Origin of the sequence: Paenibacillus chondroitinus NBRC 15376, from assembly GCF_004000765.1 — a bacterium.
Classification (GTDB): domain Bacteria; phylum Bacillota; class Bacilli; order Paenibacillales; family NBRC-103111; genus Paenibacillus_E; species Paenibacillus_E chondroitinus.
Genome location: NZ_BILW01000002.1, coordinates 141,827 through 160,590, shown reverse-complemented (window position 1 = coordinate 160,590; position 18,764 = coordinate 141,827). Strand labels below are relative to the sequence as shown.

The window sequence follows — 18,764 nt, the reverse complement described above, 5'->3', positions numbered from 1 at the left end:
TAGCGTAACAAGGCACATCGCAAGGCTGCCGGGGTACCCCTTATAATCGGAATTGTAGCAGCAAACGTAACTAACATGATTTTGAAAGGGGAACCTACTATGAGAGGTAAGAAGACATCCGCAATTACGGCGATTGCCCTGACGGTCTTTTTGGCAGGATGCGGTACATCATCCACAACAACAAGCGCGCCAAGCGCGAGTCCTGCCGCAACGGGAGCAACCAACGCTTCCACCGCAACGCCTGCAGCCAAAAAGGTGACCATCACCGCCCAAGGCTTCAAGCCGGACCAAAAAGAGAAAAATGATCAACTGGATCAGCGGATCGCCCGTTTTAAAGCGAAAAATCCGAACGTTGAATTTAAGAAAGACGACTGGCAGTATAATCCGCTTGAAATCGGGATCAAAATGGCTTCAAACAGCGCTCCGACCGAATATACAACGTATGCAACAGAAGGCAAGGTGCTTGTTGATAAGAAATGGGTAGCGGACATCACCGATTCCATGAACGCCTGGGAGCATTCGAAAGACATGAATGATCTCCTCTCCAAACCGTTTGTTGTGAATGGCAAAACGTACGGAGTGCCGATCGACGGCTACGTTATGACGATTACCTTGAACAAAAAGTTGTTCAAAGAGAAAGGTGTCGAACTGCCGCCAATGGATTGGACGTGGGATGACCTTCTTGCAGCTGCGAGAAAAATCAACGACCCGGCCAAAGGTATCGCAGGATTTATCCCAATGGGCAAAGGTCCTGAAGCGGGCTGGAACTGGACGAATTTCCTCTATGCAGCGGGCGGAGATGTGCAAAAGCTCGATGGCGGCAAAGTCGTAGGAATCTTCAATTCAGACGCTGGCTTGAAAGCGCTTGAATTTTATAAAAAGCTGAAAGATGAAAACTTGATTCCGCAAAACTGGGCACTCGGTTACGGGGATGCATTAAGCGCATTTTCTCAAGGACGCGGCGCGATGGTGATGTGCGGAAGCGGAAATGCAGCAGATGCTGCGATTAACGAAGGCGGTATCTCCAAAGAGGATATGGTGGTGTATCCGATGCCTGCGCTTACCAAAGGCGGCAAACATACGGGCGTTCTCGGCGGCAACTACCGAGTGATCAATCCGAAGAGTGACAAGGATCAGCAGACGGTGGCTTTCAAATGGATTACGGATGAGTACTTCACGGACGATTTCTTGAACTCCACGAAAAAAGAGATCGAGGACCGTAAAACGAAAAACCGCGTCTACATTCCGCAGCCAATCAACTACTGGAAAGATTCCTCCGATTTCGGTAAGAAGTATACGGACTTATTAGCTAAATATGACAACGTCTTCAAATACGATCCGCAGCTGCTCAGCCTCTGGGACGGCAAGCCGGAAGCCCAATATGAAGCGCAAAAGTATTACACAGAGATGGCCAATGTAATCCAAAAAGTGTTCACAACCAAAGATGTAGATTTGAAAAAGGCTCTGACAGACGCGTCGAATAAAGTGCAAACGGAAGTCTTTGATAAAGTGAAAGTCGAATAGCGACCGGAACAATCGGATCTAAGCTGCCTTTGCGGTTTAGGTCCGATTTCATAAGGAGTGTTGGAGATGGATGCAGAACTAAGTGTTCAGCCTGTCGCAGCGGCAAGCACCGTTAAGAAGAAGATCAATTGGTATTTGTGGGGAACGTTATTCGTCATCCCGGAGATTGTGTTGTTTATTATTTTCTTGTGGGTGCCCATTATAAAAGGGATTTTCTACAGCTTTTACAATATTGATTTTGTGGATGGCAATCATTTTATTGGCCTTGCAAACTATCTTCGTATTTTTCAGGATGAGCTTCTGCTGATATCTGTCAAAAATACCTTGTATTATATGGCGCTGGGTATCGTGATCGGCTTCTGGGTCCCACCTCTTGTTGCGATCGCAGTCACGGAATTAAAGTGGTTTCAGGGAGGAGCGCGCATTATCGGATACTTGCCCAGTGCGATTCCTGCTATCGTTTTGTACGGCATGTGGCAGTGGTTTTATGATGCAGTAGGTCCGATTAACTCCTTTTTGCAAACGTTGGGGCTTCCTCAACTGCAATTTTTCAGCCCTAAGCTCGCTATGGGTTCCATCGTTCTGCTGGAAACGTGGCAAAGCTTCGGGGCGGCTACACTCATCTATATCGCCGCTATTGTAGGAATTCCGAGGGATATCTACGAAGCGGCGGAGATTGACGGGGCGAGCGTGTGGCAGCGAATCCGCTACATCACATTGCCCAGTATCCGAACACTGATGCTGCTCCTGCTGCTTCTGCAGGTGATTACAACGTCACAGGGCTTCCAAGCGCAGTTATCCATGACCGATGGCGGGCCGAACAACGCAACGTTAACGTACCTGCTATGGCTCAATCATACGGCATTCCGGGATCTTGATTTTGGCAAAGCAAGCGCGATGGGCAGCTTAATGTTTTTTGTCTTAATCCTGTTGTCTGTGTTATACAATCTGCTGCAGCGTAGAGGTGAGAAGGCATGAAGCAAGAAGAACGCGGTATTATTTCCAGATTTGATATGAAAAAAGGCACGGTGCGCACGGGTTACACCATCATGGTGGTGTTGATGCTTTTGATGGGTGTAACGATGCTGTACCCGTTTTTCAATACATTTTTTGGCTCATTAAAAACGCGGGAGGAATTTTTCGCTTTCCCTCCGACCTTCTTCCCGGAGAGCTGGGTTTGGACCAACTATAAGGATGCTTTTACCGGATTCGATCTGCCCTTGTTGACATTTCTCAAAAATACCGTGTTCATCTATGTCGGCAATGTGATCGTTTCCCTGCTGTTGATCGGATTAGCGGCATACGCGCTGTCTCATTTGAAAGTTCCTTTCAAACGATGGGTGACGCTGTTTTTCTTTTCTACACTCCTCATTCCGCCAGCCACGTACGTTGTGCCTAACTTGCTCAATTTGAAAAGCCTCGGGATGCTGAATACCTACTGGGCGTTCTGGCTGCCGGCTGCGGCGAATGCGTATTTCATGCTGCTGCTCAAAAACTTTTTTGACGGCATTCACAAAGAGATTTTGGAAGCGGCGAGGATAGATGGCGCAACCGAATTCAGCTCCTTCATCCGGATAGCTGTTCCTCTTTCAACACCAATTATAGGTACACTTCTGATGTTATCTTTTTCGGCGACGTGGAACGATTTTTACTGGCCTAGTCTCGTGATGTCGGAGAGAGGGATGTATCCTCTGGCTACCGGGATTTATCTGTACGTCGTTTATTCGACATCAGTGATCCCGTGGAGTGTCCGCTTCGCAGTGCTGACGATGGCGATGCTGCCGCCGGTGGTGTTTTTCCTCGTTTTTCAAAAATTTATTATTCGTGGCATTTCAGTTTCCGGTGTAAAAGGATAAGCAAATAACGTCCATCAGAAACTATTTCTGGTGGCGTTTTCTTTTGCTTAAAGGAGAATGTCGCTGAGATCGCGAAACTAGGTGAAAGCAAGGGATATCGGGAGTATGACCTGATGAAACGGCTGGAAAGGAAGGGGGAATCAGTATGCGAAAAATGCTGCGTAATATGAATCTGATGAAAAAGCTGATCGTCCTGCTCATCTTATTCGTTGTCATCCCGATATTGGTCTTGGATCTGGTTGTCGCCAAAAAGCTGGAGTCGATTACAGAGGAGCAGGTGGGCAACGCCTTGCTGCAATTAGTGCGGGGCAGCCACTTAACGTTGGATAGAGAAAGCAGCGATTTCGAGGAAAAGACGGAGAAAATCATGATTTCTCAGGAGATTCAACAGCTCGTGAGCATCCCCTCCTCATCGGAATATGAGCGGTTTGAAATCTTCAAGACGCTGGATAAATATTTGAGTAATTATTCAACGAATGCGATTCGTTATTCCATGTTCTTTTCAGACACTGATAAGCAGTATTCGTTCGTGCCGAATTCGGATATTTTAAACAACGGAATCTTTTATGCCACGGATTTGAATGCGCTATCTTGGTACAAATCCGTTAGTCAAGCTAAGGGGAAAGGGGTTCTTCGCGTTATAGATAAGTTCGGCTATAATCCGAATAACGTGAAAACCGTTGCTTATTTGCGGCAGCTCAACAGCATTTATAATGGAGAAACGGTCATCGGTTACTTGCTCGTGTCGGGCATTGAGACGCCTTTGCAGCAGGATTTTTCGCCTTTTGATAAATATGCGGATGGGCAAGTGATGCTGCTGGACCAAGAAAACACGGTGCTTGCCACCAACACGGATAAATTCCAGATCGGTTCTACAGTGCCCGCAGCTGCGGATAAAGTGGAGGGTGTTTATAAGCTGAAGGAAGCCGGCGTGGAGTACATGCATGTCATTCATACAAGTGAAGCTACGAACACGAAACTGCTCATGAGGGTGCCGGTTCAATCGATCATTATCGATCATATTAGTGTTCAGCGTCTCGTGGATTGGATTATGTTTATTTACTTTTTGATTTTATTTTTGGCCAGCATCTACTTTATTCAATCGATCTTGAAGCCGATTTCGAGGCTGGCGCGTATTACCAATTCCTATCATCCAGGCAGGCCGCTGGCCATCTCCATGCATTCGGAGAGTAAAAATGAGATCGTGCTGCTCAGCAATCATTTTATCCGGATGACGGACCGTTTGAATCAGACGATTTATGATCAATATGAGTTGGAGTTAAAGCATAAGGAAATCGAATTATCGATTCTTCATACGCAAATTAATCCGCATCTCCTGTACAACACACTGGAATCTGTTTATTGGCATACTTTCATGGAAGGCGCGACGGAATCTGCTGAAATGATCAAGGACTTATCGCTGATTATGCGAATTGGGTTAAGTAAAGGAAAGCTGCTGATTCCGGTTATGGAGGAAATGAATCATGCGGAGGCTTATGTCCGCTTGCAATTGTTCCGCTATGAGTACGCTTTTCAGGTGCATTGGGACATTGAGGAGGAGGCCAAAAAGTACCTCGTACCGAAGGTCATCCTGCAGCCAATTATTGAGAATGCCATCCTGCATGGCATCAAGCATATGAGTCAAGACGGGGAGTTGTGGATTACGGTACGCGTGCGGAATGGTCTCGTCATGATCAGCGTGGAAGATAACGGTTACCGGCAGGCGGATATTGAGATGCTGAATGGGATTCTAAAAGGCAAAGAAAACAATCGCGGGTTCGGCATTATTAATGTTCAGAAGCGGATTCAGCTGCATTTTGGCAGCAGCTACGGTTTGCGTTACAGCCATAGAGAAGATCAAGGCGTACGCGCCTTGATTGAGATTCCGGCTGTCCTTGACGAGAATGAATGGAAGCAGCCTCCGGCGTGAGGCTTGGGAACTACTGCGGGTGGAGTTGTCCTGGCTCGGTACAAATGCAATCGTCCAACCGCTTAGCCTCAGGGAACTACAGGCCTCTATTTCCCGGAAAAGGCAGACGTTCTGACTGTGACGGGAACTAGCGTCTGCTATTTGGCCGTTTCCACCCGGAAAATGTGCCAAGGAGGAGAAATAAAGCCCTGTAGTTCCGCTCGGGAGGGGATAGATCGATTTTCACGAGAATAGCGGACGCCAGTTCCCTTTGACTGAAAACTAAGCGGAAATTAACGCTAGGTTTTCTGAAATTTAACACGTGAAAGAACCTAGCGGTATAAAAAATACCACTAGGTTCTTTCACGTGAGGCTATGTTTAAGTTTAGTTTTGCGGTAAACCAAACTCGCTATTCGTTGATGTATTGGGATCCATGATATCCACATATTGATCGACCGTGTCCAGGACCTGACTCAGCTGCCAGCGGCTAAAAATAACATGGTCTGAAGAGATAGCATTATAGGTGCTTTCTTCTTTACTAATTTTGAAGCCTCGGTAATTCTCATAAATGGTTCTCATTCTGATCTCTCCCTCGCTTTGATGTATATCTTAAACTATCATCAATCGCAGATTTTTGGTAGAGGTGTAAATTGATAGATATTGTCAATTCTTGGCTTATTTCATGGAAATATCATGAATTGCTTCTATTTTGCTGCCTATAGAGGGTTGGGGGCATCCCAATTTGCTTCTTAAACGCTTTAGAAAAGCTAAATAAATCAGGATAGCCAACGGAATTGGCAATTTCGGAAAGTGTATACGTTGTTTGCTCCAAAAGCAGCTTGGCTTCATTCATTTTCAAGGTTTGGAGGTACTCCATCGGGGTGACCCCGTACGTTTTGCCGAATTGTTTGGTAAAATGTGTTCTTTCTACGCCAACATGTTCCGATACTCGCTGTACCGTAATTCCTTCGGCATAATGGATTTGCATATAAGAGAGGCCCATTTGCAGCCAGGTATCGGCGCGGTTTTCGTGAGGGGCCGCGGGTCTGTACATGCCGGATAACGAATCAAAAACACGATACAGATGATTCAGTCTCGTCAAATCCGTTGCTTGGCGTTCTCCTTCGCTGACAGCGCTTATGAAGTCCCACATCAGGCTGAGAGCTTGTTCGCTTGCAGCGCCCGAGAGATGAGGCGAGTGAGGACTCAGCCCGATTCGTTCCAACAAATGAAGCGACTGCTTCCCGTCAAAAGCTACGAAGATTTTACGCAGCGGATGGCTCGCGACGGTCACATACTCATGCGTCACCTGTGGAAATAAACAAAACATATCTCCTTTGCCTAGTGGGAAAGTCCGATTGTTTTGATGAAATGTCCCTTGGCCGTCCAGCACGAAAATCAAATAATAATAAGGCGTCGTCCTGGGACCGATATGATAATTGGATTTCGCAATATTATGGCCGATGCGGATGGGCCACACATTGCCTGCTTTTTCAAATTCGGAAGGGGTAAAATAGTAAATCTCCAAATACTCATGATGATCTTCACGCATGTTTTTCCTCATTGACTACACCTCTTTTTCACATGCCCAGCCCAATGAACTTTCATGAAGCAAGCAGAATGACAATTCCATCATAAGACCAAAAACCACAAATTGACAAGTTGAAAATAACGCGAAATGACATTGACCACGCCCGTGGTTCGTTGTTATGATACAAATACATTCTATTCCTACCTATTTTGTAGGATTTTGACCAGACAACTGGAAATAACAAAAATAAAAATAACATCAAGTCGACAGGAGAGCCTGAGATGACACTTCATAAAGAGATTGAGTTTGGTTGGTTTTTGCCGACATCCGGTGATGGTAAATATGTTGGGGTAGCCCCGGAGAGGGAAGCTACGTTAGATTATTTAATCGATGTCGCCCAAACGGCAGAACGATCCGGATTTGAATTTGTCCTGATTCCAACCGGGGGAGCTTGCTTGGACGCTTGGGTTGTGGGCTCAGCCGTGATGAGCCACACGACGACTTTGCGGCCGCTAGTAGCCGTACGTCCCGGACTCGTCGCCCCTGTACTGGCAGCGCGGATGGGAGCGGCATTGGATGTGCTTTCCGGAGGGCGGGCCATGATCAATGTCGTAACCGGCTCGTCCGTGCAGGATTTGGAAGAATTAGGGGATCCACTAGCACATGCCCATGATGAAAGATACGAGCGTGCTAGAGAGTATGTAGAGGTTATGCAGCAAGCTTGGACGCAAACCGATGTCCTCGCGGCATCCGAGTTTGCGGATGCATCGAAGAATGAAAAGGTGAAAGAGAGCCAGCTTTACCAAGGGAAGTATTATCAATTCAATCGTCCCGTTTCTTCCCCGTTAACGGTTCAAAAACCTCATCCGCCTTTTTACCTGGGAGGAAGCTCGCCTGCTGCGAAGCGATTGGCGGTTGAAGTTGCTGACACCTATCTGATGTGGGGAGAACCTCATGATTGGATTCGCGAACAGATCAGTGAGATTGAAACAGTTCGGGCCGAGTATACGGCAGAAACAGGAGTAGACCGTCCTCTTCGTTACGGACTGAGAGCGCAAGTGCTCGTTCGTGATACGGAAGAAGAGGCTTGGGCAGCAGCTTGGGAGAGCATCTCCAAGGTATCGCCAGAAGCGATTGAGAAAGCGCAAGCGGCGTTTGCCAAAACCGATGCGACCAATCAGCAGCGGCAGAACGATTTGAGAGAGCTTTCCAAGGATCAGCAATTCGTCGTAGGACCTAATTTGTGGACGGGTTTATCCCTTGTCCGGTCCGGTGGTGCAATCCTCCTTGTAGGCACAGCCGATCAGGTTGCGGATCGTTTGGTTGAATACGCCGAATTAGGCGTCTCGTCGTTCATCCTTTCCGGGTACCCTCATCTGGAGGAGGCGGAAACATTTGGTCAAGCTGCACTTCCGTTATTCCGTGAAAAATGGCAATTGAAACTGCAAAAGGCCGGAGTGCCGTCTAACGCATAAAGCAAGCAGCATCATAACGAAACAATTAATCAGGAGGTCTTTCCATGAACAAACATAAAAGAAAGAGCGGGTTCCTTGTTGCAACAATCACATTGCTGTCCATCCTTACGGCAGCTTGCGGATCGAATACAGACACCGCATCAACACCAAGCGCATCTGCCGGAGCTGGCGCGACCGCTGCTGCTTCAGGCAAACCTGTAACCATTAGCTTCTTGCATTGGCGTGGAGAAGACGTGAACTCCTTGAACGGCATTATTGCCAAATTCCAGGCCGAGAATCCAAACATTAAGGTCGAGATGCAAACAATGCCCTCGGAGCAGTATCAATCCACTGCACAAGCCAAACTGGCGGACGGTTCTGTAGGTGACGTGTTCACAACGTTCCCTGGCGCGCAGTTCGAAGCGTTATCTAAAGCAGGCATTTTCACGGATTTGTCTTCGGAAAAATTTCTGAGCAATTTTAACGATACCCTTATACAAGTAGGCAAAAAAGACGGTAAACAAGTGGCGGTGCCCTACCAGCTGGTTTACAACGATCCGATTTATAACGTCAAACTGTTCCAAAAGTTTAATCTGACTCCGCCGAAGGATTGGGAAGGCTTTCTGGCTTTATGCGAAACGCTGAAAAAGAACGGCATCATTCCCATTGCTTTTGCAGGCGCGGATATTGGTCCGGGGCAATTTATGAATACGATGGTGATGAACAATGAACCAAGCGCCGATATTTTCACCAAAGTCGAAGCGGGTCAAGCGAAATTAACCGACGAGTTCTGGGTCAAAACCTTAACGCAATTCAAGGAGCTTAACGATAAAGGTTATCTCCAGCCTGATGCGCTGGGCACAAAAGACGCGGCGGCAGGGGCTCTTTTTATCCAAGAAAAAGCAGCCATTCTGGCCAGCGGATCCTATCAATTAGCGCAAAATAAAAAGCAAAATCCGAACTTGGAGCAAAAATTGCTCGCTCCTATCACAGTTGCCGCTGACCAGGCGAAATATGAAGGTGTCCACACAAGTACGTTTATGCTAGCCGTGAATAGCAAATCCAAGCATCCGGCTGAAGCTAAGAAATTCATTGAATTTTTGAGCCGTAAGGAGATTGCGGGTACGTATGCGAATGAGACGGGGCAAAATGTAACGGTCAAAGACGTCCAGTACACATCGCCTGAGCTTCAGGTAGCGACAGAGTGGGCAGGAAAGAAAACACTCTTCCAGCCACGCTTCAGCATCACGAATGCTGATAATCAGAAGGCGGTTACGAATTCCATTCAGGCTGTGCTCAGCGGTAAATCGCCTCAGGATGCTGCGAAAGAAGCGCAGGCTATTATCGATCAGCATCTAGTCAAATAAGATGACCCATAATCGCCGTGTGTTATGGCTGTTCCTTCTGCCGGGAACGCTCCTGTACTTGTTCTTATTCGTAGCACCGACATTAACCGGATTGTTTTACTCGTTTACAGATTGGGACGGCGTATCGCCGTCCTATCAGCTTGTCGGGTTGAACAATTACGCCAAAACGCTGCATAACATCGTCTTCCAGAAAGCGCTCTGGAACAATACGAAATTCATGCTGACGGTTGTGATCGCGCAAACATTGGTGTCTTTGGCACTAGCCATGCTGCTCGTAAAAAATAGTAGAATTCACGTGCTCCTGCGCGCGCTTTACTTTTTCCCGACCATTCTCTCGTCGGTGGCGGTGGGGTTGATTTGGTCGTTTATGTACGATCCATCCTTAGGATTGATCAATACCTTGCTCAACCAAACGGGGCTTGGGGCATGGGGGCAAAATTGGATTGGCGGCGTCAAAATCGCGCTTTACGCCATAGCCGGCGTTCAAGTCTGGGCGCATGCCGGGCAAATGATGATTGTATTTATTGCTGGCTTACACGCGATTCCGGAAGAGTTGTATGAGGCGGCGAAAATGGATGGGGGTACCAGGTGGCAAGTGTTCCGCAAAGTAACCTGGCCGCTGCTGGCTCCGTCAGCGACGATTGTAGTTGCTTATACGACGATTCAATCGTTTAAAGCCTTCGATTTAATCTTTACCATGACGGACGGCGGCCCCAATTATGCGACTGAAATTTTAACCACCTACATTTATCACACGGCTTTTGCTAATTATTCCTTTGGCATGGCTTCCGCCGGTTCTGTTTTGTTCCTTATTTTGTTGTCTGTTTTGACGCTTCTACAGTTCAAAGCGCTGCGTGCAGACCGTGTTTCGTATTAATCCAAAAGAGGTTGACCAATATGGGAATGAAATGGTTTGGTCGCGTTGTGCTGCTGCTGTATGCAGTTATTATTGCAGCGCCTTTATATTTTGTATTTATTTCGTCGTTTAAGTCGACGCAGCATTTTTTTGCTTCACCGCTGGGTTGGCCGAAGCCGTTCACAGTATCTAACTTTACGTCCATGTTCAAAGGCCAGACGATCATCAAGTATTTTTGGAACAGTGTAGAAGTGACGTTAGGCACGGTGTTGATTGAGCTGCTGCTGGGCAGCTTGGTCGCCTATGCGATTTTTCGATTGGGTGGCAGACTCGCAGCCATTTTGTTTGCTCTGTTCCTTGCCGGGCTGATCGTTCCCTCTCAGGTGAACATGCTGCCCATCTATTCGCTAACGCACAAACTTGGCTGGTCGGACAAATTATACGGCTTGATTCTTGTATCTGTCGCCATGCTGATGCCACTAACCGTCTTCATGCTGAAAGGCTTCATGCAGGTATTGAGCAAAGAGATTCTGGAAGCCGGCAGCATCGATGGGGCAGGCGAATGGACATTGTACTCGCGTTTTGCTCTGCCTTTGTCGGCGCCTTCATTGGCCGCTACGGCAACCTTTTTGTTCGTCATGGTATGGAATGACCTGCTCATCCCGATGCTGCTCATCAACAGTAAGTCGAAGCTCACGCTTCCGCTTGCTATGCTGCAGTTTCGAGGGGAATACGTGACGGATTACCCGATGTTATTAACCGGCGTAGTGATCACCGCGGCGCCGATGGTTGTGCTGTTTTTATTTCTGCAGCGTTATTTTGTAGCTGGTGTGATGGCGGGGTCATTGAAGGGATAAGTGGATGGCAGCCGTCAGTTTTCAGTTTTCGCTAAGCGCAGGCTGTGCAGTTGAAGAGACGAGGGTTGTCATTGGATGAAATCCAATGGTAGCCCGATTTTTAAACCTAATAGCGCTGTTTTTCACGAAGCCGTTGGATTTGATCCAACAAGAAGGCGATATTTCGCCTGAAAAGGGTGTTCATATTGGATTTTGTCCAATGAAAACGCGATGGCACAGCTATTCCATATCGTTTTGGAGCCAGTCAAAGCATGATGCTTGACTGTTTTTTGCTATTCTGTGCTTTCTTGTGTTACAGTTAGAGGTGAGGTGATCGACGATGTTTAAATTGGGTATTTTGGACCAATCACAAATAGGGGAAGGCCGCACCGCGGCAAGTGCGCTGGCCGAAACGACGGAGTTGGCGCAAGAAGCGGATAAATTAGGGTATTCGCGGTATTGGGTTTCGGAACATCATGCGTCACAAGCGCTTGCGCACTCAAGTCCAGAGGTGCTCATCGCACATTTGGCTGCCAAAACGAATCGCATCCGATTAGGATCCGGCGGCATCATGCTGCCTCATTACAGTGCTTATAAGGTGGCGGAGAACTTCCGGTTGCTGGAGGCCCTTCATCCGGGGCGGATTGACGTTGGTCTTGGCCGCGCACCAGGTGGAATGCCGATATCCACGCGCGCTCTGCAGGAGGGGAAATACACTAGTGTAGATCAATACCCGCAGCAGGTTGCTGATCTAACGGGTTATTTATATGATTCTCTGCCGCCGAGCCACCGTTTTGCGGCTTTGCACGCCTCTCCAATTATTGAGACTGCGCCGGAAATTTGGCTGTTGGGTTCTTCCTATGACAGTGCCCGAATCGCTGCTGATCAAGGGGCTGCTTTTGGTTTTGCGCAATTTTTTGGCAATGCGGATTGCGAGCAGGCTTTGCGGATTTATCGTGAGCACTTTAAGCCGTCGATTCTGAATGAGAAAGCACACTCGCTTGCAGCGATTATGGTGATTTGCGCGGATACGGAAGAAGAGGCCAAACGTCTGGCATCGAGTTCGGATTTGTTTTTCCTGTCACTAGGCCGCGGCGCATTGCTGCCGTCTTTTCCTTCGGCTGAGACGGCAACGAATTATCCTTATACACCGGGGGATTTGGCGTTGATCCAAGACCGTCAGCATAAACGGATCGTGGGTACACCGGAGCAAGTTAAAGCACAAATGATTAAGCTTAACGAAGCTTATCAAGCTGATGAATTAATGGTGGTGTCACCGATTCATGATGTGGCCGCGAGAATTCACTCCTACCGGTTATTGGCTGAAGTATTTGACATGCAGGGCTGATCTTGTTAAGTTCCGCTTTGCAGATTCCGTGAATAAATATTTGCGTTTTTCTGCTCTTGCCCTTACACTTAAACAAAAAATGGAGTGGTGAGATGAGCAAGAACAGAGTTTGGAATAAAGGTAAGCGCAATGGGGGCGGCGGACCGGCACCTGGAACGGGTTATAAAGAGAAGCTTGCTGAGGCTGCAAGGGCTGAAGGCAAAAATCCGGAGATTGACTATAATAATCCGATTAATCAAGTACGGCCAATGAAACGCGAGAATTGGGTCGAACGGCCTGCTCGCGTCGTACGGGAGCAACCTAAAACATAAATAAAAAACCTATTCGATCCTGTGAAGATCTGAATAGGTTTTTTTAGTTTGTTTTAAGGCATAAGGCTTCTAACATAATGGAAGGCATCGTTCATCGTTTCATCGGTAAGCTGCTCTAATGAAATGTCAACGCCCGGTTTTGCACGATGAAGCTTTTCCAGAAATGATTTGGTTTGGAAAATGCCTTCGCCCGAACGGACAGACTTCAGATTGCCGTCTTGTACGATAACATCCTTCAGATGTGCCAGAACAATGCGATCACCGAAAGCGGCAAATGCTTCATCCAGGAATGTCTCTTGTGCCTGAATGGCCGTTGGAGGAAGCAAATTTACGGGATCAAAGACAACCCCTAAATTGCTCGATGGGACTTCTTCCAGAATACGCACCATTTTCTCCGTACTGGATAATGTGTGCGTGAATACGGGTTCAAGTCCTATATGAACGCCCCAACGCTCCGCTTCCTCTGCTAGTTCCTCAACGGTTTGCTTAAGAAGTTCCCAACCGATGGCTTCATAACGCTCGGGATCCTGCGTGAGATAAGTCGTCAAATCCGCCGTTTCCGTTGCGACGATGGACGTTCCGAGATCTCTGGCATAACGCAGATGCTCCTTGAATCTGTTGATTTCATGGCGACGCTGCTGCGGATCTGGATGAATTGGATTGATGTAGCAACCGAGTACGCCGATACGGATGCCAGCGCGCTGGAACTGTTCGCCAATATGATTGGCGAGTCCAGGGCTGAGCTTGCCCAAACTTGTGTCGATATCGCTGATAGCTTTGCTTAGAGCCAACTGCACGAAGTCAACGCCTCGTCCACGCAGTTTCTCTGTTAATTGATTCAGTGGAAGATGACCGACCGTGTGAGCTAGCGTCCCGATACCCATCTATCTCGCCATCCATCCGCCGTCCACGCATAATACGTGTCCGTTCATATAATCCGAAGCATTGGAGGACAAGAACACAACAGGTCCTTTGAGATCTTCAGGGGAGCCCCAACGGCCAGCCGGGATACGCTCTGTAATCGACTGTGTGCGCTTCTCATCCTTCAGGATTGGCGCAGTGTTGTTCGTTGTCATGTAACCAGGTGCGATGGCATTAACTTGAATGCCTTTGCCGGCCCATTCGTTCGCTAATGCCTTCGTAACACCAGCAATCGCGTGTTTGCTAGCTGTGTAGCCAGGCACGTTAATGCCGCCTTGATAAGTCAGCATAGAAGCAATGTTGACGATTTTGCCGCTGCCGCGCTCGATCATGTGACGGCCGATTAACTGGCATAAAAAGAAAGCGGAGTTCAAGTTCAGGTCGATGACATCGTGCCAGTCTTCACGGGAATGGTCAACAGCCGGTGTACGACGGATGATTCCCGCGTTGTTCACAAGAATGTCGATGCCGCCATAAATGCCGACAGCTCGGTTCACGACATCCTCAAGGATGTCTTCGTTGCTCAAATCAGCTGCGATCAGCTCAGCTTTACCGCCTAATGCGCGAATCGCTTCAACGGTTTGTACGCTTTCGGAAGAAGAGACAGCAATGACGTTAGCGCCTGCTTCAGCAAGTCCGATGGCCATTGCTTGTCCTAGACCGCCGGAAGCTCCGGTTACGAAAGCTGTTTTTCCTGCTAAGTTAAAAAGTGTCATGAAACATACTCCTTTTCACTAGTGAGTGACGATTTGGATGCCGGCATCACGGTATTGCTTGGCCGTTTCTGCAGGCAGATTACTGTCGGTAATAATCAGGGCAACCTCAGACAACGAGGCAAAAGTGCGCAGGGCGCATTGGCCGAATTTGTAGTGATCGGCAACGCCATAGACGGCTGCGCTGGATGCAATCAATGCGCGTTTGTAGTCGGCGTGATCGCTCGTATAAATCGTAAAGCCGTGCTGCAGATGAACGCCGGTTGCAGAAATGAACGATTTCTGAATGTTCAGCGAGCTCACATAGGCAACAGCTTCAGGCCCGGCAAGCATATTCCGCGTTCGGTACCCGCCAGGAACAACAAGCCGGATTTCTTCCTTATGAAGGAGCTCGGAAATAATGTACAAATCATTGGTCACGACAGTAAGCGGCTGATTGTCCAGCCGCCTAGCAATCTCAAGAGTTGTACTGCCGCCATCGAGGGCAATAATGTCTCGAGGCTGAATGTAGCGAAGGGCAATCGTCGCGATTTCCGATTTTTGATCGGCATGTTTGACAATCGGCTCCTTCGCCGAAAGAATGCCAAGCTGATCGCTTTGAGCGAGCATAGCGCCGCCATGAATGCGGACGAGCAGCCCTTTTTCCTCCAGCTTGGCCAAGTCTTCACGAATTGTTTTACCTGTTACATCCAGTCGTTCACTTAGTTCGTTAACCGTGACTTCTTTCTGCGCCAGGAGTATTTCCATTATGGTTTCGTATCTGCGTAAAGGGTTCATCGATGATCATCACTTTCCAAAAGAGAGATTACCGATTATTTTAAATCTTTCATAGCCACGGCGTCCATATCATCGAACATTTGATTTTCGCCAGCCATGCCCCAGATGAATGTATAGTTATTAGTGCCTACGCCGCTGTGAATCGACCAGCTTGGGGAAATGATTGCTTGCTCATTGCGCATAACAACGTGACGTGTTTGTTGCGGCTCGCCCATCATGTGGAAAACAACCGCATCTTCCGGCATGTCGAAGTAGAAGTAAACTTCAGAACGGCGGTTATGTGTGTGTGAAGGCATTGTGTTCCACATGTTACCCGGTTTAAGAAGGGTCATACCCATAACTAGTTGACAGCTTTGAATGCCATCCAAGTGGATATATTTGTAGATTGTACGCTCATTGGATGTATTGATGCTGCCCAGATGGGCTGGAGTCGCTTCGCTAATGGCCGCTTTTACCGTTGGGTATGTTTTGTGAGCAGGCGTTGAGTTGAAGTAATATTTAGCAGGATCAGCCGCATTTTCGCTGGCAAAAGTAATGTCTTTGGAACCTAGTCCGATGTAGATGCAATCTTTGGAATCCATGTTGTAAACCGTACCGTCAACCGTAATTGTCCCGCGTCCGCCAACGTTAATGATACCGATTTCGCGACGCTCCAAGAAATAATCAGCCGCCATTTCTTTCTTATCGGCTTGCAGCTGCAGGGAACCTGTAATCGGAAGAACGCCGCCAATGATAAAACGGTCAACGTGGGAGTAAACTAGTTTAATCTCGTTTGGAACAAATAAAGCGTTGATTTGAAACTCGGATTGCAAACGCTCTGTGTCAAATTGTTTAACTTCGTTCGGGTGTGATGCGTAACGGATATCCATGTGATAATCGCTCCTTGGAATGGTTTATTTGTGTTGATATGGGTTCATATAGGTTTAATTTACTCCAATCAGCCAGATTAAGCAAGTGTTTTCGGAGGAGGTTACAAATCGTTCCATCGAAGTGAATAAAGGAGCAAGATTTAGGAAAAAACAACCCTACAGGAGGTTATGTCTATGGATAAAAGTCATTATTTCGACCACGTCTGCAACGATACAATCCCGACGAAGCCAGAGGAAGAAAGTACGACGCCAACCGATTTGGTCAGTGAGGCGGTCGAGGAAATTATGGACAACATCAAAAGCGCCTTCTCGACGAACGAGCGGGATTAAAAAAAGAACGAAGCGGGTTGCTGCTTCGTTCTTTTTTTTGGTTCACTGTGGGGGAGGCTTGCCCCTCTCAAAAATCCCCTGCGGCTGAGCCCAGCCGCAGATGCGAACTACAGGGCGCTATTTCTGCGAAATGCGCCTTTTATATAAGGAAGGGGAACTACGGTCCGCTATTTCAAGGTATTTGGCGGAAATTCCGCCTAAAACATTGAAATAGAGCCCTGTAGTTCCCCAGCAACAGCACTATCGCCGCTTTTTTGCGAAATAGCGGCTTGTAGTTCCGCTAAGGTGTCGGTGTCAGCCGCCTTAGCTCTGTTCGCGATATCCCCACCCTCATCGCGACATTCGCCACTGCACAGGCGTCATCCCAATGATGCGCTTAAACACAGTGGCAAAATGCTGGGAAGAGGCGTAGCCAAGCGAATTTGCGATTTCGGTAATGGTACCGGAGCTCTCCGCGAGCAAGCTGCAAGCTTTTTTGATGCGCATCCGTTCGATATAACTCATGGGAGGCAGTCCTGTATACGACTGAAAAGTCCGAAAAAAATGGGAGGGACTGACGCGGACAATGCCCGCCAATTCCTCCACATCCGGCCGCCATTCAGGCTCATCCTCGATGCGGCGGAGCAGCAGGTCGAATTGACTGGCCAGATCGTCCGCAAGCGCAAACATACGCTCATTCGCCTGCACGATGGCAAGCAGCAGTCCCATAACCGCCTGGCGAACGGCGGTGGAGCGCATCGGGCTGCTGCTGTTTATTGCATCGCCCAGCTGCCTGAAGCCTTGAATGGCTTGCAGGCCGATATGGCGAACTCGCGGAAGCATCTGCAAAGCGCTAGCGATGTTTTCGCTTTCTTCCAAAGGGAGTCGGAGCCAATCTTCCGTATGGGGAGGCGTGACGATGAACCACCAAAACCGGCTCGGTTCTATGACGTTGAAGCCACCGCGATGCAGCTCGCCAGGGCAAGTGTGAAAGACATCGCCAGCTTTGGTTTCATAGACTTGCCCGTCCAGCTCCCAGCTCGCTTTCCCGCGTTCTACCAGTACAAATTCATAGCCGTCATGCTGATGATAGGAAAGGGGGAGCGCCGATTTGATCTCATCGAAGCCGAAAAGGACCAACTCCGGAACATCAGGAATCGATGCTTGTAGCTCGGCATCATAGGTCCAGCGGGGACTTTGTTTGGCAGCCACAGGCAAGCCTCCTTTTTCAAACATGTTCTTATTTATCTTCTATGTTTCTCATACTACTCAGCAGGTCTATGAACGTCAATAACCGGCAGAACCCGTATGATGAAAGCAAGACGAAGAAGGAGGCATGTTACTATGACTATGCAGGCAGAAAGAACTTACAAAATTACTACGCAGGATAAGGAGATTTTCGATCGGGACGGCTATTGGATTTCACCGAAATTGCTGGATGATGGACAGATTGAACGACTTCGTGAGGCGCACGAACGCATTTGGAGCGGTGATTATGATGGAGACGGGCTGCCGATGAACCATTATCGGCCAACTTCCAACCCTGACGCCCTGCGCAAGCTGGACAACGGTTGGTGGATTAATGATGAGGTTCGCCGCACCGTCACGGATCCGTTGATCGGGGAGCTGGCGGCAGACTTGCTGCAAACAGATGAAGTTCGACTGTGGCATGATCAGGTCATCTATAAGCCGGGTGTTGGTGACAAAGTGACGGCCGTAGGCAATGTGGGCTGGCATCAAGACTATGGCTACTGGCAGTGTTCCAGCAATCCCAACATGGTGACAGTCTGGATTGCGCTTCAGGACACAGACCTGACTAATGGCGGGATGAAGACGATCGTCGGTTCGCATAAATGGGGGCTGATTCCGGACAGCGACACGTTCTTCAATCCCAACATGGAAGAGCTCCGGGATAAATATGCCGCAGGCCGCGATTGGGTGGAAGAGCCCTGCATTTTGAAGGCAGGGCAGGCTAGCTTTCATCACGGACTAACGTTCCACGGGTCCGGTGCGAATACAACGGCGGAGCCTCGTTTGTCAATCGTAGCGCACTTGATGCCGGGTGGCACAAGTTATCGAGCAGGCGTTCAGCGGCATGACAATATCCGGCTGTTGGGGCCGCGTCCACAGCAGGGTCAGCTTTTTGCGAACGACTATTTTCCGGTTTTGTTCCAAAGATAAG

The 18,764-nt window shown here is 48.3% G+C and carries 19 protein-coding genes; 12 read left to right on the top strand and 7 right to left on the bottom strand.

What is annotated here, in order from left to right:
* The first annotated feature begins 99 nt into the window (after positions 1-99).
* The 4 genes from PCH02S_RS03230 (at position 100) to PCH02S_RS03215 (ending at position 5,310) form a co-directional block, all read left to right on the top strand.
* Positions 100-1,524 carry an ABC transporter substrate-binding protein gene (locus PCH02S_RS03230; RefSeq protein WP_127450025.1) on the top strand — a complete coding sequence of 475 codons (1,425 nt, stop codon included), beginning with the start codon at positions 100-102 and terminating at the stop codon, positions 1,522-1,524.
* Between the two features lie 66 nt (positions 1,525-1,590).
* Positions 1,591-2,502: a carbohydrate ABC transporter permease gene (locus tag PCH02S_RS03225; protein WP_127450023.1), complete on the top strand. Its 912-nt coding sequence runs from the start codon at positions 1,591-1,593 to the stop codon at positions 2,500-2,502.
* Positions 2,499-3,380 carry a carbohydrate ABC transporter permease gene (locus tag PCH02S_RS03220; RefSeq protein WP_127450021.1) on the top strand — a complete coding sequence of 294 codons (882 nt, stop codon included), beginning with the start codon at positions 2,499-2,501 and terminating at the stop codon, positions 3,378-3,380. The genes PCH02S_RS03225 and PCH02S_RS03220 overlap by 4 nt, the downstream gene beginning before the upstream one ends.
* A 145-nt stretch (positions 3,381-3,525) precedes the next feature.
* Positions 3,526-5,310 (top strand): sensor histidine kinase, encoded by a 1,785-nt coding sequence (locus tag PCH02S_RS03215; protein WP_127450018.1) that lies wholly within the window; start codon positions 3,526-3,528, stop codon positions 5,308-5,310.
* Between the two features lie 364 nt (positions 5,311-5,674).
* Here the strand turns inward: PCH02S_RS03215 and PCH02S_RS03210 are convergent, their stop codons facing one another.
* Positions 5,675-5,869, bottom strand: a complete 195-nt coding sequence (locus PCH02S_RS03210; RefSeq protein WP_127450016.1) for a hypothetical protein — start codon at positions 5,867-5,869, stop codon at positions 5,675-5,677.
* Positions 5,870-5,981: 112 nt separating this feature from the next.
* Positions 5,982-6,854: a helix-turn-helix transcriptional regulator gene (locus PCH02S_RS03205; RefSeq protein WP_127450014.1), complete on the bottom strand. Its 873-nt coding sequence runs from the start codon at positions 6,852-6,854 to the stop codon at positions 5,982-5,984.
* Between the two features lie 248 nt (positions 6,855-7,102).
* Here PCH02S_RS03205 and PCH02S_RS03200 point away from each other — a divergent pair, with 248 nt between their 5' ends.
* From PCH02S_RS03200 to PCH02S_RS03175, 6 genes are all read left to right on the top strand, one after another.
* The gene (locus PCH02S_RS03200; RefSeq protein ID WP_127450013.1) at positions 7,103-8,296 is read left to right on the top strand and encodes an LLM class flavin-dependent oxidoreductase; all 1,194 of its coding nucleotides are present in this window, start codon (positions 7,103-7,105) and stop codon (positions 8,294-8,296) included.
* Between the two features lie 44 nt (positions 8,297-8,340).
* Positions 8,341-9,642, top strand: a complete 1,302-nt coding sequence (locus PCH02S_RS03195; RefSeq protein WP_127450011.1) for an ABC transporter substrate-binding protein — start codon at positions 8,341-8,343, stop codon at positions 9,640-9,642.
* Position 9,643: 1 nt separating this feature from the next.
* A complete protein-coding gene (locus tag PCH02S_RS03190) occupies positions 9,644-10,519 on the top strand; it encodes a carbohydrate ABC transporter permease (protein WP_174806721.1) in 876 nt (291 codons plus the stop codon).
* A gap of 20 nt (positions 10,520-10,539) precedes the next feature.
* On the top strand, positions 10,540-11,355 hold the full coding sequence (locus tag PCH02S_RS03185) for a carbohydrate ABC transporter permease (RefSeq protein ID WP_127450009.1): 816 nt from the start codon (positions 10,540-10,542) through the stop codon (positions 11,353-11,355).
* Positions 11,356-11,674: 319 nt separating this feature from the next.
* A complete protein-coding gene (locus PCH02S_RS03180; RefSeq protein ID WP_127450007.1) occupies positions 11,675-12,682 on the top strand; it encodes an LLM class flavin-dependent oxidoreductase in 1,008 nt (335 codons plus the stop codon).
* Positions 12,683-12,774: 92 nt separating this feature from the next.
* Positions 12,775-12,993, top strand: a complete 219-nt coding sequence (locus tag PCH02S_RS03175; RefSeq protein ID WP_127450005.1) for a hypothetical protein — start codon at positions 12,775-12,777, stop codon at positions 12,991-12,993.
* 53 nt (positions 12,994-13,046) lie between these two features.
* Here the strand turns inward: PCH02S_RS03175 and PCH02S_RS03170 are convergent, their stop codons facing one another.
* Genes PCH02S_RS03170 through kduI form a run of 4 tightly spaced genes read right to left on the bottom strand, consistent with a single transcriptional unit; the run spans position 13,047 to position 16,273 of the window.
* Complete coding sequence (locus tag PCH02S_RS03170) at positions 13,047-13,877, bottom strand: sugar phosphate isomerase/epimerase family protein (protein WP_127450003.1); 831 nt, start codon at positions 13,875-13,877, stop codon at positions 13,047-13,049.
* Positions 13,878-14,630, bottom strand: coding sequence for a 2-dehydro-3-deoxy-D-gluconate 5-dehydrogenase KduD (gene kduD, locus PCH02S_RS03165; RefSeq protein WP_127450001.1), 753 nt, complete (start codon positions 14,628-14,630; stop codon positions 13,878-13,880).
* Positions 14,631-14,648: 18 nt separating this feature from the next.
* Complete coding sequence (locus PCH02S_RS03160) at positions 14,649-15,404, bottom strand: DeoR/GlpR family DNA-binding transcription regulator (RefSeq protein WP_127449999.1); 756 nt, start codon at positions 15,402-15,404, stop codon at positions 14,649-14,651.
* A gap of 35 nt (positions 15,405-15,439) precedes the next feature.
* The gene (gene kduI / locus PCH02S_RS03155) at positions 15,440-16,273 is read right to left on the bottom strand and encodes a 5-dehydro-4-deoxy-D-glucuronate isomerase (RefSeq protein WP_127449997.1); all 834 of its coding nucleotides are present in this window, start codon (positions 16,271-16,273) and stop codon (positions 15,440-15,442) included.
* A 174-nt stretch (positions 16,274-16,447) separates the two neighbouring features.
* Here kduI and PCH02S_RS35540 point away from each other — a divergent pair, with 174 nt between their 5' ends.
* Positions 16,448-16,603 carry a hypothetical protein gene (locus tag PCH02S_RS35540; RefSeq protein ID WP_157321851.1) on the top strand — a complete coding sequence of 52 codons (156 nt, stop codon included), beginning with the start codon at positions 16,448-16,450 and terminating at the stop codon, positions 16,601-16,603.
* 330 nt (positions 16,604-16,933) lie between these two features.
* On the opposite strand, the gene PCH02S_RS03150 is transcribed toward PCH02S_RS35540, so the two are convergent.
* On the bottom strand, positions 16,934-17,794 hold the full coding sequence (locus tag PCH02S_RS03150) for an AraC family transcriptional regulator (protein WP_164819417.1): 861 nt from the start codon (positions 17,792-17,794) through the stop codon (positions 16,934-16,936).
* Positions 17,795-17,926: 132 nt separating this feature from the next.
* Here PCH02S_RS03150 and PCH02S_RS03145 point away from each other — a divergent pair, with 132 nt between their 5' ends.
* Positions 17,927-18,763 carry a phytanoyl-CoA dioxygenase family protein gene (locus PCH02S_RS03145; RefSeq protein WP_127449993.1) on the top strand — a complete coding sequence of 279 codons (837 nt, stop codon included), beginning with the start codon at positions 17,927-17,929 and terminating at the stop codon, positions 18,761-18,763.
* The last annotated feature ends 1 nt before the right edge of the window (position 18,764 follow it).